General features: G+C 50.3%; 10 protein-coding genes. 5 read left to right on the top strand and 5 right to left on the bottom strand.

From position 1 onward, the window contains the following. Positions 1 to 356 precede the first annotated feature (356 nt). A complete protein-coding gene (locus F1593_RS03815; protein ID WP_149400227.1) occupies positions 357 to 1118 on the top strand; it encodes a polysaccharide deacetylase family protein in 762 nt (253 codons plus the stop codon). Positions 1119 to 1233: 115 nt separating this feature from the next. Next, positions 1234 to 1746 carry a cytidylate kinase-like family protein gene (locus F1593_RS03810; RefSeq protein WP_172631840.1) on the top strand — a complete coding sequence of 171 codons (513 nt, stop codon included), beginning with the start codon at positions 1234 to 1236 and terminating at the stop codon, positions 1744 to 1746. A 76-nt stretch (positions 1747 to 1822) separates the two neighbouring features. On the opposite strand, the gene F1593_RS03805 is transcribed toward F1593_RS03810, so the two are convergent. Further along, positions 1823 to 3292, bottom strand: coding sequence for an APC family permease (locus F1593_RS03805; RefSeq protein WP_149400225.1), 1470 nt, complete (start codon positions 3290 to 3292; stop codon positions 1823 to 1825). A gap of 414 nt (positions 3293 to 3706) precedes the next feature. On the opposite strand from F1593_RS03805, the gene F1593_RS03800 reads away from it, so the two are divergent. The 3 genes from F1593_RS03800 to F1593_RS03790 all read left to right on the top strand — a co-directional run bounded on the left by F1593_RS03800 (position 3707) and on the right by F1593_RS03790 (position 6611). Next, entirely contained in the window at positions 3707 to 4270 is a 564-nt protein-coding gene (locus F1593_RS03800; RefSeq protein WP_149400224.1) for a GNAT family N-acetyltransferase, read from the top strand. Positions 4271 to 4276: 6 nt separating this feature from the next. Further along, positions 4277 to 5398 carry a lipid II:glycine glycyltransferase FemX gene (locus F1593_RS03795; RefSeq protein ID WP_149400223.1) on the top strand — a complete coding sequence of 374 codons (1122 nt, stop codon included), beginning with the start codon at positions 4277 to 4279 and terminating at the stop codon, positions 5396 to 5398. Between the two features lie 73 nt (positions 5399 to 5471). Beyond that, positions 5472 to 6611: a lipid II:glycine glycyltransferase FemX gene (locus tag F1593_RS03790; RefSeq protein ID WP_149400222.1), complete on the top strand. Its 1140-nt coding sequence runs from the start codon at positions 5472 to 5474 to the stop codon at positions 6609 to 6611. Between the two features lie 585 nt (positions 6612 to 7196). On the opposite strand, the gene F1593_RS03785 is transcribed toward F1593_RS03790, so the two are convergent. The 4 genes from F1593_RS03785 to F1593_RS03770 form a co-directional block, all read right to left on the bottom strand. Continuing rightward, on the bottom strand, positions 7197 to 11258 hold the full coding sequence (locus tag F1593_RS03785) for a tetratricopeptide repeat protein (protein ID WP_149400221.1): 4062 nt from the start codon (positions 11256 to 11258) through the stop codon (positions 7197 to 7199). A 196-nt stretch (positions 11259 to 11454) separates the two neighbouring features. After that, complete coding sequence (locus F1593_RS03780) at positions 11455 to 11949, bottom strand: YajQ family cyclic di-GMP-binding protein (protein ID WP_149400220.1); 495 nt, start codon at positions 11947 to 11949, stop codon at positions 11455 to 11457. A 427-nt stretch (positions 11950 to 12376) separates the two neighbouring features. Then, positions 12377 to 13819, bottom strand: a complete 1443-nt coding sequence (der, locus tag F1593_RS03775; protein WP_149400219.1) for a ribosome biogenesis GTPase Der — start codon at positions 13817 to 13819, stop codon at positions 12377 to 12379. Between the two features lie 300 nt (positions 13820 to 14119). Next, entirely contained in the window at positions 14120 to 15058 is a 939-nt protein-coding gene (locus F1593_RS03770; RefSeq protein ID WP_149400218.1) for a ribose-phosphate diphosphokinase, read from the bottom strand. Positions 15059 to 15072: the final 14 nt, after the last annotated feature.

Raw genomic sequence — 15072 nt, 5'->3', positions numbered from 1 at the left:
GCTTCAGGGTGCTTCAGGGTGCTGGAAATTTTCCTGGACTGAACTGTGAATGTGGAGTTCATTGATCTTTGCTCTGTACAGGATGAATTAATATGCGATAATATGAAACTCATTAGTACAGTTTGCTGTATGCTATCTGCTATGATCGCAGAATATATCCATATGCAACATACGCACTAAAAGTAGTATGGAGTCATTCTATAAATACAGTGTTGCCTGTGTATGGATATTCTGAGCGTTGAAGCGCTATCTGTCATATCACTGACTGGCTCAGCAGTTTTGCATTGTTGCAATTCCGGCCCGTTATTTCAAAGCTGGCCTTTACTTACGTCATTTTTTCCTGGATTGTGAGAAACATGCGAACATTTCAATCTACCAAAATTGCACTTACCTGTGCCTTGATTTTTATATTGAGCCTGATGGGCGTATTATTGCAACCTTTGCAGGGTGTACATGCGGCTGCTAAAGCTGGTACTCCGGCTCCCACCACGCCCGCGCAGGCACGCGTTATTGGGCAGGGACGCAGCGATTTGCCAAAGATTGCACTGACCTTCGATGATGGTCCAAATCCGACCTATACTCCACAGGTACTTTCGATTCTGGCACAGCATCATGTCCATGCCACCTTCTTTGCGATTGGTAACCAGGTCCAGAGTAATCCCAATCTGGTCAAACAGGCGATAGGAGATGGCAACGTGGTTGAAGACCATACCTGGGATCATCCAGATCTGACAAAACTAACACCAGCCGCGATTTCTAAGGAAGTCACCAGTGCTGCTGATGCAGTGCAAAAGGCCACCGGTCAGCGTCCTGGCTTGTTACGTCCACCTTATGGTTCGGTCAACGCCACGGTGCGTGCTCAGGTAGCCGCGCTGAACATGACGATGGTAATCTGGAATGTTGATACTGTGGACTGGAGCCGCCCTGGCGTAGCATCAATCGAAAATACCGCTTTGAACAATGCCCATAATGGTTCCATTATTCTCATGCATGATGGCGGTGGTGATCGCAGCCAGACCGTAGCGGCCCTGCCTCACATTATTACAACATTGCAGCAGCGTGGTTATCAATTAGTGACGGTACCAGACCTGCTTCATGATATGAATATCCCGGCCTAGACAGCACCGGTTTGAGTTGAAATATGTATTCCTCTTGCTATTCTCAACCGTACTAAAAGTGGAACATATGTTATGAATAGAGCATAGATTCCTCAAGGATAGGAGGATGTATTCAATGGATACTCAACAGACTTTGATTGGGAATATGTGTGCCGTTACCGTTTCACGCGAATATGGCAGTGGTGGTGGCGAGATTGCACGACGTCTGGCAGAGAAGTTGCAATGGAAGCTAGTTGATCATGATTTCGTGGTGCGAGTCGCGCGAGAATTAGGTATCAGCGAAGGTGATGCGGCATCTCAAGATGAATATTCGCAGAATGCAATTGGACGCTTTTTGTCAAGCTTGCGCACAATGGATCCCGCTCTCGTAGTTGGTCCGCCAGATGTGAATGTGCCCATCCTGGGGGAGGAAGATTATCATCAGAACAGTAGTGATGCACATCTCTACGATCTGGTCATAAATACAGATGCGCTCGACCTCGATACTGCAGTTGCTCTTATCAAACTAGCTCTGGAACGGAAGGCCGCGTTGCTAAATCTTCCTGAGCAAGAGATCGGGGCACATGTCGGCTTCGCGCACTATCCCGGTCAGGTACGTGATCTCAACCTACCGCTCAACCAGCGGTAAGATGCGAAGGTCGCTGTTCGGGTTATGTAGGCATCGCACGGCGCCAGCGAAGGTCATCGTACAACCGCATCTACAATTATTCGATGGCGATGGTTTCGGAAAGAGCTGGTGTGGCTTCTTCAGATGTGGGTATGTGTTGCAGCAAGTCTTCCAGATCTTCCTCGATTTCCTGGAAGAGCGTGTGGGTGCGACGACTGGCCAGATAGAGCCAGATAGCACCGATGAGCATGTAGGCGATAAAGATGTAAGGAAAGAGATTGATGGGATAGGCCGGGACAGGATAGAGGCTCCCAATTGTAGGTACAAGTAAACAAATGATAGCCAGGATAGCCAGGATACTATGGATTGTTCTGAGCTCCTTGATGCGCCGTAGATAGAGTGGGGCCGCAATTGAGATAAGGAAGTAGGCAAGGAGAAAGCCAAACGCAGCCAGGGTTCCGGCATCATTGAAGGAAGTCAATGTGTCGGTGAAGAGCGAGAAGGCGATGGGGACAAGCACCATGATGATTGCATAGACCGTGACGGCAATGTGCGGTGTCTGGTTGGTGGTATGTGTTTTCCCAATACTGGCTGGAAAGACTGCATGGCGCGCCATGGGCAAGAGGATGCGCGCTCCGGCATTGAGACAGGAGAGCGAGAGTGAGAAGAAACTGATCATGGCACCGATTGATAGTGGTATCTTAAAGAAATTTACATTATAGAAATCCGCCAGCACATTGAGTGGAGCCGAAATCTGATCCAGCGTTGTTTTATAGCCCCGGACGCCTGCGACCTCAATATAGCTCATCAAAACAAAGAAGAGACCAGTCAGGATCAGGCTCCAGATGACGGCACGTGGAATGGAGCGCAGTGGATTTTGCGCCTCACCGCCTAGAGCTGTGGCGCTCTCAAAGCCTACCAGACTAAAGATACAGGCCACCACCGCCAGACTCATACCCGGCAATGAGATCCCTTTGAGCGAAATCTGCGCGCTATCGACCGAGAAACCATGTCCAAAGAGTACAAAGATCGCCAGCGCAAGAATACAGAGCACCGAAAGTCCCTCTAATATCAGGGTCAGCATCGCCGAGATACGGATATCTTTATAGGCAAGATACCAGCAGAGCAGACCGCTCAAGCCAAAGAAGAAAATGGGCGGAACATTTCCCGTGAAACCTAGCGCGGCCAATAGCTGAGTGCTGAAAATTGCAAAGCCATTCATTCCAGCGATCCCGATAAACAGATAGGCCCATAACAATGCCCAGCCGGAGAGAACTCCTCCACGTGCGCCCAGGCCGCGTCCGATATAGGCATACATCGATCCTGGTGAAGATGAACGGCGCGCAAACTGATTGAGATTGAAGACTACAAAGAGCAGCATAAGCGTTGCGAACAAATAGGCCAGCCAGGCACTCGGGCCTGCTGATGCAAAGGTCAGAGGAATAATCAGGACCGCCGTCATTGTAGGAGAGATCAACGCTATCGATTGGGCCAGGACCGCCGGATAAGCAAGTGCGTTCGTACGTAATCCAGTGATTTTGCCTTTAGATGCCAGAGGTATCTGCATACTGGGCTCCTTCTGATAGTGTGTCGCAAGTCTTCATGCTACCAATACTATGAGCAGGATGACCACACGACAGCCTATTGTGTCTGTTTAGAGACATTCCATAGTACAAGAGGAGATGGCATAACCGAGCATATCTGAGCGGCAGTGAATCAGGAATTCTAGCGCGGCAGTGCGAAAATAAGCGGGACAGACTGTATCTATCTTATTTTATATAACATATTTGTATAAATCTTACAAGCAAATCATTTGTTTTCTTCACCACACGCTACAAAGGGTGCAGGCACTGATGTGCCTGCCTACACAAATGACCTACGGAGGAGGAGATAAAATTGCTTCACCTCTGCCCCTATGCTATACTTTTCCTGAAATCATACGGATACTACAGCAAACTTGTGAAGAAGGGAAACGTAGACTATGTCCGAAGATACAACAAATTTGCAGAATCCCTTTGTGATAGGGGAACGCCTCTATTTACGACCTCTGGAGCCCTCTCAGGATAATCATCTCTATTCCACATGGATGAATGATGCTGAAATTCGCCGTTATTTTTCTGTCTATCCTACCAGCGATGCTCGCGGTAAGGAGCGATTAGAAAATCTTTATAAAGATACCCGCCATATTTTATTTGGGGTGGTGCAAAAGGAAGATAATCGCTTGATTGGCCTGGTGGGGTTGAAGGATATCAATACCCTGAATCAGAGTGCCGAGTTTTATGTGATTATCGGGGCACGTAACCTGCATGGCAAAGGCTATGGGACTGAGGCGACCCGCTTGATGCTTCAATATGGCTTTTTAGAGTTGAACTTGAATCGTATTCAGACACAGGATATGGAAGATAACATTGGTGGCTGGCGCGCTGATGAAAAGGCGGGTTTCAAGTACGAGGGAACTCTGCGTGAGATGATTCCACGCTTCGATAAGTTCCACAATGTTAAAGTCTATAGCCTGCTGAGACGCGAGTATTTAGAAACGTTGTAGACGTAGATGAGTATCAAGATCCAGGAAATTCATGATCGGGAGCAGTGGAATGCGTTTCTGCTGCGCCAACCGCATGGGCACTTTTTACAGTCCTATGAATGGGGAGAACTGAACCGCGAGCAGGGGGATCAAATCTATCGCCTGGGTGTGGTGGATGATGAACGCCTGATCGGGGCGCTATCCCTGACAGTTGCTGCTGTGCCTTTGCCGTTGCCCAAATTACTTCCTACCTGGTTGTATAGCGCTCGTGGACCAGTGTTGGAGCATCTGGATGTCTCTGTATTGACACAGTTGCTTCAACAGGTTGAAGGGGTCGCTCAGCAGGAGCGCGCCGTTGTGTTACGCGTGGAACCCAATGTTGCCGATGATGATCCTAACCTGGATACCTGGCTCGCTGTCTATCATAAAGCTGGCTTTCAGAGTAATCCCAATTCGGTGCATGGGCGTCGTTCCTGGGTGTTGGATCTGCAACCAGATCGGGATGCACTCTTACACGCTTTTACACCCGCTTGCCGGCAACGGATTTATCAGGCTGAACGGCAGGGCGTGACGATTCGCGAGGCATGTGGCGAACAGGATTTCCATCGCTATTATGAACTGTTGAAATCTTCTGCAGAACTGAATGACGTGTTTGTGCATAGCAAGGATTATCATCGGAACCTCTTGCAAGCCTTTTCTCGTCAGCATGGTGCGACTATTCTGCTAGCGCTACAGGATGGGAAGGCGGTTGCAGCCAAGTTGTTGCTTCGCTTTGGTAATTGGTGCTGGGATATGTTTAATGGTCATGTGGGTGAGGATTGGTTACAGCCAGCTACCTATCTTTTGCAATACCATGCTTTGCAATGGGCACAGGAACAGGGTTGTCGCTTCTTTGATTTTCGCTCGATCCCCGATGTGCTGGTCCCCGGCGAGGATTTGTGGGATGTCTATGAATATAAAAAAAGCTTTGGTGGCTTCTCGCGTCTGACGATGCCCACACAAGATTATATTTATCAACCCTTGATCTATAAGCCATGGCGCAAGTTGGTAGAGATTGGAAAGCAGCAACGGCATAAAGAGCGCCAGTATGTGGATGGCGAGCGGCAAGTGTTAGCCAGTATACCCGAAGCGGTGTCTGATGCCGATTAAGCAGCATAGAAGCATTGAGAAATGGATAAATAGTCTGTAGATCGTTTCAGCATTGCTACTGGGAAGAGGTGCTATGGAAGCTCGCATTATTAAAGATCGTCAACAATGGAATGATTTTGTACAATCATCCGTTTGTTGTACCGTCACACAGACCTATGAATGGGCAGAGTTTGGCTCGTATCTGGGAGCTGAAGAGACGTTGCGTATTGGCGTGGTGAACGAGGCTGATCAGCTTTGCGCGGCGATATTATTGATTGTGTCGCGCGCTCCTGTGCTCAAGCAACTCTATTTCTATGCTCCTCGCGGTCCAGTGATCGATGATCCCACCTCTCCAGCCCTGACCGTATTGCTCAATTATGTCAAAGTCGAGGCGCGCAGGCGGCATGCCTTTATGTTGAAGATCGAGCCGAGTGTTTTAGCTGATAACCATCTCTGGTTATCAGAGCTCAAACGGCGCGGCTTCCAGATCAATCCTCATCATGTTCATATCCGCAACGAATGGGTACTGGACATTCGTCCTGACGAGAAAAGCTTGCTGGCAGGAATGAAGGAGAAATGGCGCTATAATATCCGTCTGGCAGGCCGCAAAGGCGTAACTGTCCGCCAGGGGAGCACCCAGGCCGATATTGATGCCTTTTATCGCCTCTATGAGACTACCAGCGAGCGTGATAGATTCTTCATCAATGATAGATCCTTGTACGCTGACATCCTGCGCATTCTGGGTGAGCAGGAGCGAGCGGCCCTCTTCCTGGCGGAATATGAGGGTCAGGCAATCTCTGGTATTATCATGCTCCGCGCTGGCCCCTGGGCCTATTATATGTATGGTGCCTCCTCAAATGAGCATCGTGAGAAGATGCCCAATCATTTATTGCAATGGAATGGCATACAATGGGCCAAAGCGCATGGCTGCCAGTATTATAACTTTCGGGGTATTCCTGAGATCCTCGCCGAGGGCCAGGAAATGTGGGGTGTCTATCTCTTCAAGCGCGGCTTCGGAGGATATCCCATGCTCTCGTTGGACACCCATGATCTCGCTTATCGCCCATTCGTTTATCAAGCATATCGCCTGTTACTCGAACTCAAGAGCAAGCGTGACGCGCGCCGAGAGCTCTATCAGCCCGCGCAACCACCTGTTCAGCAGTCACAAAGCACCAACAAAGAAAGACCCGCCTCTCAGTCGTCTCAGACCCCGCTAGAGCCTGCCAGCAAATAAACATTGTGGCGAGTAGGTATGTCAGCACCCAAAATCTCTTTATAAGGGAGTGCAAAGATTTGGTGCCATAGCACCCAAAATCTCTTTATAAGGGAGTGCAAAGATTTGGTGCCATAGCACCCAAAATCTCTTTATAAGGGAGTGCAAAGATTTGGTGCCATAGCACCCAAAATCTCTTTATAAGGGAGTGCAAAGATTTGGTGCCATAGCACCCAAAATCTCTTTATAAGGGAGTGCAAAGATTTGGTGCCATAGCACCCAAAATCTCTTTATAAGGGAGTGCAAAGATTTGGTGCCATAGCACCCAAAATCTCTTTATAAGGGAGTGCAAAGATTTGGTGCCATAGCACCCAAAATCTCTTTATAAGAGGGTGCAAAGATTTGGTGCCATAGCACCCAAAATCTCTTTATAAGAAGGTGCAGAATTTGGTGCTAGCACCAAATTCTGCACCTTCTTATAAAGAGATTTTGAGCGCCAGCGGCGCGAACAGTCATAGAAAGACCATGGCCCAAAGAAAAGAGATAGCTCATCTACTATTGGATGAGCTATCTCTTTTCTTTGGGCTTTTAACCAAACATATAAACTTAGCGAGTGCGGAGTTCCTGGAGAGCCGCCAGGCGTTCGCGGGCAACCGAGCTACCAGCATTCACTTTAGCCAGGTTGCGATAAACGCGGCTGGCCTGTTCATATTCGCCGACTGATTGGTAGGTTTGTCCCAGCATGTCATAGGCATCAAAGTTGTTGCGGTCAATGGTAATCAGCTGTTGCAGGGCTGCGACCGCTTCTTTGACCTGTTGGGTTTCAAAGTAGTTACGCGCGATCATGGTCTGATAGCGTGCGGCATCCTGCTTGCGCCCCAATTGGAGGCAGAAGCCGACCACCTCGCGTAACAAATCCATCGACTCAGGATTGAGTTCAGCGGCTCGATACAGGCTGGTCAAAGCCTCTTCGATATCGCCCATTTCCGCGTAGATATTACCGACTCGTCTGACCGCTTCACCGGCCTGATCCAGTTTGCCCTGCCGTAGATAGATATCAGCTAATAAGCGCAACTCTGCCATACCTTCTTCCAGCAGACCGCGGCTCACATAGATATCAGCCAGCTCATCGTGGGCTCGCGTATCCTGTGGTGCCAGACGTACCATCTCATTAAGCACGTTGATGGCGTTGTCAATCTGCCGGTTATTGCGATAGTGGCGTACCAGATCGATATATTCCTGCAATGTGCTATCTATATCGCCGGGACGGACCGCGATATCCGCGATACTGGATGTGACCTCGTCCTGGTCCGGTTTGCCGCGCTTGATCTGCCGCAGAATCGCCTGCATCTGTTCCTGCTGGCCGGTACGCCCATAGGCTTTTGCCAGTTGCATGGAGATTTCAACCTCAGGTGCGCGATGTTCTTCACCTTCCTCGCGTGGGCGAGCCGCCCAGGTTGCGGGATCAATAGACAGTGGGGCGAGACGAACCATCTGTAGCGCCTGCTCCAATTGCTGGATTGCCGCTTCTGGTTTGCCCTGGAGCAATAATGCCTGAGCGGCACTGGCGCGGGCAAAAACCTCGACATGGCTATCGCGGGTTGATTGAGAATATTCTTCGACCGCGCGATCATAGTAACCGCACTGCTGATAGATCTGTCCCAGCGCATAATGCACATCCGCGTTATTGGGATAAATCTCCGCGCTCTGCGTATATTCGCGCACAACGGCACGGGCATGTTTCTGGCCTTCACCGCGCAGTTGCCAGCGAATGCGAGAGAGTGTCTCCAACGAGGTCGCACGCGCCGTTCCCATGGATGTGATCATTGAGATATGCCAGCGTACTAAGGCTGTGATATTGCGGGGATCAATTTGCAATACACGCTGATATTCCGCGACAGCCTGTTGTGAGCGCCCCAGCTTCTGCAAGGCCAGTGCATAGTTCAGGCGCGTTGGGACACTGGTTGGACTCTCCTGAAGCGCCTGCTCCAATTCGGTCATGGCGCGATCCATATAGCCCAGGCGCAGATAAGACTCGGCAGCCAGCGTGCGTTCGCGCAATAGATCTTCTTTATTGCCCTGCGTTGAGAGCAAGGTGATTAAGCGTGTGCGATAGGTAATATTATTTGGATCTAATTGCAGAATGCGTCGATAGGTAGCAATCGCATCATCGATACGGCCATTCACAATATAGGTATCCACAAGAATACCGTATTTGGTGATTGCTTGCTCAATCTTACCCTGGCGAACATAGATCTCGCAGAGGACCTGATGCACATCCAGATATTGAGGTGCGATATCGATCACGCGCAGGCATTCTTCCGTGGCCGGGGTCAGCAGGCCATGGTTGATATATTTCTGAATATCCTGCATCGAGCGCATCACCTGCATACGAATATTATCCGGCAGATACGCTGTACTTGCCAGGACCGCATCGGCAACCTGTCCCATTGCTCCATTTTGCGTACCCGCCATTTGATTGAGGAGATCCTCAAAGGCAGGTCTCTGCTCCTGGTTAGAGGGACGACTGGGCGTGCTGGGCACCATCAATTGTGGCTCATCAAACGCGGATGCACCCCAGGGTGATGGAGCTGTCTGTTGCTGGGGCGCAGGAGTATAAGATGCCTGTACAGGCGTAGGCGGGACAACTGGCGGTAATGGCTGCGATGGCGCCTGCTGTAATGGTCCTGACTGCGGCGTTGGAGCCACCAATGGTTGCGATTGTCTCATCTCTACCTGTGGTTGTGGGGTAGGAGATTGTACCTGCGGCGTCGGCTGCTGCTGTACTTGTTGTGGTGGCGCGACAGGTGATTGCTGTACCGGTGGCTGTGGCGCGACCGGAGGTGTCTGTTGAGGCGCTGGCGTCAACGATTCTAATTCCTGGGATAGGACACGCGTCGAGTTTGGCCTGGCTTCATCGGTTAGCCAGGATGGAATTTCAGGCTGCGCAGCCTGTTGTTGTGGTGCCGTAGCTGGCTGATAGTCATTTCTCGGCTGATCGGTATTTGGTGCTGCCTGGGCCGCTGGCTGTGGTGGCGCCGCTTTTTGTGCGCTCTGCGGCTTGTCTGAGTCATTCAGGATACCTGTTAGCCACTCTGGCAATTCACCGGCCGAGCTTGCCTGTGCGGCTGGCGCGACGGTGGGGGGATTCTGGCCCGCGTTCGCAATACTATTGGCGTTAATTTCCATCGTCGGCGCGTCCAGCATCGGCGATGAAGGCATGCTGGATTGTGGTTGCGGAGGAGCTTGTGTAGCCCCTGCCGGTGGTGGAGTCGAGGTACGCACAGGGGCAGGGGCACCTTGCGCCTGCTGTAACATATATTCAACCTGCGCTACTTTGTCATTCCAGCCACGGCTACGTAAAAAGCCTAGCAGGGCGTTATAGACGGTCATAGCCTGCTCTTGCTCACCTAATAAACGGTGGGCCTCGGCTGCTTCCTGACAGAGTTGAACCAACTGGTCAGACTCTTCGGCCGTCAATGCATCGAGATTGACGCGGTCAACTGCTTCATCAAAATGGACCGTTGCTGTGCGCAGATCGCCGCGTGCCCGGTAGCATTGACCTAATGCATAGTAGCAAGAAAGTGCGTAATCGGGATCATTGAGAAGATGCTGAAATTGCTGAATCGCCTCATCCCAACGCTGCTGTTCCTGGTAAAGCCAGCCCAAAAAATATCGCGCATCCGGACGATCAAAACCACTTTCCAGGATCTGCTCACAGAGGTCAATAGCATCATTGAAACGGCCCTGGTTTTGAAATGTTTGCGCCTGCTGCAATGCCCCTGTGACCTGGTTCGCAGTGATTCTATTGCGTGGGGCAGAATTCATCCCGTTCCCATTGGACATTGCCATTGGTGAACCGGGATTATTAACTCCACCAAAGTTGCCCGCGCTACCCATGTTACCCATGATGCCAGTATTCCCTCCGCTTGTATTTCCCGTTGTTTCTGATCCAGTAAAAGATTGTTCTGTGATGGACCCTTGATTCATTGCAGCGTCGCCATGCACAGGAGCGCTTTCACCAGTTTCCGAACGAATTGTTGAGTTGGTTGTTCCCGCCCCCTCCGCGGAGACATTCCCCCGCGTGAGGATGGACGAGAGCAATTGTTGTGCTTGAATGTTTGATCCATCGGCACGCAAAACCTCTTCACAATGCACGCGTGCCGGACCGAGTTCGTTGCGAAGAAGATACCCCTGGGCAGCTGCTAACCGCTCCTGCAACATCTGGGAGATGTCCTTCTTCTCAAAATAATAGCTTGCTAGCCGCTCATGGGGCTCTGGATTGCCCGGAGATAACTGGATCGCTTTTTGCCAGGCAGCTTCTGCTCGTGCTCCCTGACCTGCCTGTGAGTAAAGGTCGGCCAGATGGGAATAGGCCTGGTATGCATCTTCACGTCTGTTTAAGATGCCATAGAGTTCAGCGATCTTGCTCAGTGCAATCACATTGCTGGGATCACGCTGCAAAATATGCCCATATTCGTGCAACGCCTGTTGCCATTGCTTCATTTGCATATGGCAAAACCCTAGACCACTACGTGCCGTAGCATCTTCTGGGAACTCGTCGAGTGCTATTTGATATTCTTGCATGGCATCCGACCAGCGGCTATCCCATCGATGGCGGTCTGCTGCGTTGATCGCTGCACTATAGGTTGCTCTGTTCCCAGGCATGAACGGTCCACTTTCTTGAATGAGCACGCAATAAGCAACGATCTTGTGTTACTGCTCAAGGAATCGTGCCTATTGGTCTGATCAAAACTAGGGTACAACAATTCAGAGGCATGGGCACTTGTTTTGGTACTAAAGTACTTGCACGATGCTGTTGCTTGATGCATCATGGTGTCGCTTCTGTGCCCATGCCAGAGGACTAACTGCGATAGTTGATGAAATCCAACGGGATCGGATAGTCCTTTTGTTTCAGGACAGCAATAATGTCCTGTAACTCATCGCGACTCTTTGCCATCACACGCACGGCGTCACCCTGAATCTGAGTGCGCACTTTCGGATGGGCGTCGCGAATAATCTTACTGATTTCCTTCGCCTGTTCCTGGGTAATACCTTGTTGCAACTGTATCACCTGACGAATACGACTGCCAGCGGCATCCTCTTCTTTCCCTGGCTTAAAGATTTTCAGAGAAAGTTTACGGCGTATCGCCTTTGACTCAAGAATATCGCGGATATTCTTCAATGAAAGCGTGCTATCAGTCGTAATGGTAATAGAGTCCTTTGCCAAAGCAATCTCAGTTTTAGTATCTTTCAGATCGTAGCGAGTTTGTACATCACGTCTCGTTTGATCAATTGTATTGACGAGTTCTTGTTCGTCAAATTGCGATACTATATCGAATGAACAGTCACCTGCCATGAAAATCCTCTCTTTACCTCATAAAATGGTACAAAGTGGCTAGCAGAGGAATGCGCTACGTGTTTAGCTATCTGGCTTTGTCTATACCTTCTCTGCATTGTAGCGCATTTCGCCTCGTGTTTCCACTTTATCCCCCAAGTGGCACAGAATTGCAGCCAGCTGAGGGAATATAAATCTTGTATTAACTAAGTATAGTACACTGAAATGGGGCACAACAACAACTGTCAGGAAACTTTTTCTGTTTTCTTTATCCCGCCTTCGGCGGCGGAGGTGAGAGGGAGGGAAGGAGTGAGGACACCTCACGCTCCGGCAGGGGGACTGCCGTCGCCCCTGCATCCCCGGCAAAGAGAGGGAGGGAAGGAGTGAGGAACCCGATCGCGAGGGATCGGGTTTTTGGGATCGAATGTGTTGGACCTGGTGGGTAAGGTTAGTGGCGTCCTTCGCTTTCTTTGGTGCGGCGTTCGTCGCTGTCCTTAGAACGTGGGCGGAATTGTAAACGAACGGCGGTGCCATGGAAGCTGAAGGCTTCACGCAAGCGATTCTCCAGATAGCGTTCATAGGAGAAGTGTACGGCTTCAGTGTCGTTGACAAAGAAGATGAAGGTTGGTGGATTGACGCGCGCCTGGGTGGCATAGTAGATCTTCAATGGCTTGTGGCGAATGACTGTCGGACTATGGCGACGCGTGGCGTCCTGTACTATTTCGTTGAGTCTGGCCGTGGGGACACGCAAGTAGCGCATCTGGGCGATTTTAATGGCGGTTTCAAGGATGCTTTTGACGTGATAGCCGGTTTTGGCTGAGACAAATAAAATCGGCGCGTACGGAATGAATTTTAATCCTTCCGCCAGGATTTCACGATATTCTTCCGCGCTCTGGATCTCATCATCAGGATGGGCGAAGACGCCTTCTCGTTCGGCTTTACGCTGTTCCTGAGCCATGTCCCATTTGTTCACAACGACGATCACTCCTTTGGCGTTTTCATGGATCGCGCCAGCGATATGGGTATCCTGTGCGGCCAGACCTTCGGTCGCATCTAGCATGAGAATAGAGACATCACTGCGCTCTAGCGCACGCTCAGAACGCAGGACGCTATACTTTTCGACTCCGACACCAACACGACCACGACGGCGAATACCAGCGGTATCTACCAGGCGAATTTTATGGCCTTGAAATTCGATATTGGTATCGATCACGTCACGGGTGGTGCCCGGTACATTACTGACAATAGAGCGATTAGTGCCCGTGATGGCGTTCAGTAACGAGGATTTACCGACATTTGGACGTCCCACAATTGAGACACGAATCAGATTTTCATCTTCCTCTTCTTCCAGTTCGCTGGCCGGTGGTAGCTCTTCGACGATGCGATCCAGCAGATCGCCAGTTCCAACGCCCTGGATTGAGGAGATCACAATCGGCTCACCGAGACCCAGGTTATAAAATTCAACGGCATCCATGCGGCGATCTTTATTATCCGCTTTATTGGCGGCCACAATCACGGGTTTTTTGGCAAGGCGCAATTCTCGCGCAACATCCTCATCGGCTGTGGTGATACCGGAGCGGGCATCGACCATAAATACAATCACATCGGCCTCTTCGATAGCCAGATGGGCCTGGGCCATCACATGGTCCATCAAATCGCCCGGCTGCCCATGCAATCCAACCTGACCCACAGGCACACCTGAACCTAATTCCAGGCCACCAGTATCGATCAGCGTAAAATCGCGACCATTCCAGTCAGTATCTCCATACAGGCGGTCGCGGGTGGTGCCCGGCATATCCTCAACAATGGCGATGCGTTCGCCGATCATACGATTAAAAAATGTGGATTTGCCGACGTTTGGCCGGCCCACGATAGCAACTAGCGGCTTCATAAAATGCCCCTCCACCCTTTCCTGGTGCTGAAAATGCTCAGTTGTACACACAATTGGTGGCTATTATAACATATACACTTACACTACAAAGCAGGAGATTTTCTCAACGCTGCTCTCAAGGTTCTCCTGCTAGACCTTGATGTTTCGGCTCGCGGGCACACAGCATGACCCGGCGATACAATGCATACAACCTGATGAAGTGGAGCCGCAGAGTTATGGAAACCGGTCGTTTTTGCTTGGTATCCGAAGAGACGATGCGTAATGCAGCCGTCAGACAACGTCCAGGACGTTCTTAGAACACTACCAGAATAACTCGGATACTGAACGACCATCGTGGATACGACTGATGGTCCCTGCGATCATTTCCGCAACAGAGAGTACAGTCAAATTGGGCAAGCGCTCTGGCTCAGGAGATGGGATAGAATCGGTTACCACAATCTCTTTAATCGGAGCTTTATTGAGGCGTTCAATGGCTGTGCCTGAGAAAATACCATGGGTGGCACAACAATAGATATCCAACGCGCCTTGCTCTTGCACTACGCGTACGGCCTGGGTTAAGGAACCAGCTGTATCAATCTCATCATCAACAATCAGTACATTGCGTCCTGCGACATTGCCAATAATGCCCATTGCCTCGGTGACGCCATTATTTCCCAGACGTCTCTTCTCCACGATGGCGAGAGGTGCATCCAGACGATCCGCCAGTTTGCGAGCTTTTTTCGCAAAGCCCTCGTCAGCCGATACGACGGTAAAGTTCTCCATATTTTTATCTGCGAAGTAACGAGCCTGGGTAATCTGAGCAGTCAACTCGTCCACTGGAATGTTAAAAAAGCCCTGGATCTGTCCTGCGTGCATATCCATGGTCAGAACGCGATCTGCCCCAGCGACTGTGATGCAATCCGCGATCAGGCGTGCCGTAATCGGCACACGCGGTTGATCCTTTTTATCCGTACGCCCATACGCATAATAGGGAATGACAGCGGTAATACGTGCCGCTGATGCTCGTTTCAAAGCATCCAGCATAATCAACAATTCCATGATCGAACGGTTGACAGGTGAACTGAATGGTTGAATGACAAAAACATCTCGACCGCGAACATTCTCATTGATTTTTACGAAAATATTCTCGTTACTAAACTGAAAAACATCTGCATCACCAAGTGGAATGCGCAGATGTCGACAGATGGCTGCTGCCAGCGGGCGGTTTGCATTCCCACTGAAGATACTCAAGTCGTCCAAAATGCACCTCCTGG

Origin of the sequence: Dictyobacter arantiisoli (genome assembly GCF_008326305.1) — a bacterium.
GTDB lineage: Bacteria > Chloroflexota > Ktedonobacteria > Ktedonobacterales > Ktedonobacteraceae > Dictyobacter > Dictyobacter arantiisoli.
The sequence above is the reverse complement of the archived record's forward strand: the minus strand, read 5'-3'. Positions and strand labels throughout refer to the sequence as shown.